This is a genomic window from Sutterella massiliensis (genome assembly GCF_016899755.1).
GTDB lineage: Bacteria > Pseudomonadota > Gammaproteobacteria > Burkholderiales > Burkholderiaceae_F > Sutterella > Sutterella massiliensis.
This window is the reverse complement of sequence record NZ_JACJJC010000067.1, coordinates 1-1,552: the sequence shown is the minus strand read 5'-3', so window position 1 is coordinate 1,552 and position 1,552 is coordinate 1. Positions and strand designations below refer to the sequence as shown.

The 1,552-nt window shown below is 53.5% G+C and carries 1 protein-coding gene; it reads right to left on the bottom strand.

Annotated features, from left to right (window positions below):
• On the bottom strand, positions 1-1,073 hold a 1,073-nt coding region (locus H6A60_RS11230), incomplete at its 3' end, for a hypothetical protein (RefSeq protein WP_205104647.1).
• Positions 1,074-1,552: the final 479 nt, after the last annotated feature.

The following is a 1,552-nucleotide window of genomic DNA, read 5'->3' as shown; positions in this document are numbered from 1 at the left end:
ATCTCGTCGGTATGTCCGTCCATCCAACGCATAAGTGAAAAAAGGCCTTTGGCGGCTTCGTTTCCTTCAATGCGGATCCGTTCGTTCGTACGGACGGAAAAGCCGATAGGCTCGGCATTGGTTCGACGCAGTCGTGCCATGAGCCTGCCGTTGACGAGGATACTCGCGAGCTGGTTGGGTTTCGGACCGCTGAAGTTATGAAAGTAAAAAGCCAGTTCTTCGGCACTAACATGGCTGACAGTCTTTGGCAGTCTTGCCGTCGCAACGAGTCGCGGGATCGACGGGTCGTCCGGGTTCCAACGCACGAAGCGCCGTATATTGAAGAGGGGCGATGACGATTGTTTGACCCGAAGTCGGGCCTGGTAGAGCCGTTCGAGGTGCTTCACCTCAAAGAAGCAGGCGGGAAAATCGTCCTTCACGGTGCCGTACGCTTTCACGAAGTCCGCTTCTGTCGGTCGCTCGGGAAGACTCTTAAAGGCACGATAAAGCGCGCGGGAAGCTGTGCAAAGGAGATCAACGAACAAATGTTCGGCAAAAGAATCCGGACGCGGGACCTGGCTCCGAACGTATTCGCGTAACGTCGCTTCTGAAAGCTCCGGATACTTCCGAATAAGTCGCAGCGTTTCCTGAATTCCCTTCGCGATAAGTCCGGCATCGTTTTCTAGCGCGTTGAGCGAAATGCCGGCCTGTATCATGACAAAGCCGATAAAGCGCTTCCCGTCGTCTTGAATCGAATGGTGAAGGCGCCACCAAACGGCCCCCGTTTTGACAATGCGCTTATGCTCGTCAAACGTGAGCTCACGGGGGAGTTCCTCATCAACTGTCTTCCATTGCCACGCGCCTTCTGTGTAAGCAAGCGACAGTCGTGCTGCGCTAAAAAGAAGACAGGCCGCCTCGAGTGTCGGCGTTTCTCCGAACGGATCCGGGAGCTTGAAGGCGTGCTTAAGCAGCGAACGAAGTTCGTCATATTCGGCGAGCGTAATGCGATACGTGTAGAGCGGCTTTCCGGTTGCATGGGCTAGTCCGCGTGAATCCAAAAAGCGATAAAGCCAGGTTCTGATGCTTGAGTTCATCGTCAACAATTTCGGTGGATGAGAAGCTCGCTCGCCTGAGCGGGAACAGCTTTCGATTCTACGCACCGACCTGCGTCGAGAAAGAGGCGACAAACTTTGACGGAGAATACGTATAGGTCTACGTGCGGGTACTAAGTATTAATACTTAGTAAATACTCAATCGAGTCATTGCAATGAACGTCCGATTGCCCAAGCCTAGACAACGTCCAGCCTGCCCAAAACGGCAATGCATCGTCTCGAAGAGCATCGATGCCATAACATGGCTCATCCTGTTCGGTCGAACTGAGGTCGTCCGAACGTCTTTCAGCTTGGTCGGTCAACTTGGTTTCAGACTGGAAACCGGCATTTCCTGTTTGCAGGCAAAACCAAATGCGCAAGGTCGCGTGGCATTCCAACTCGGAAGAACGTCTGGCGACAAATCAAGCAGGTCCGGATTCCGACTTTAGGCAGCAGAAAAGCCTCTGCCGTTTCGCGTATCT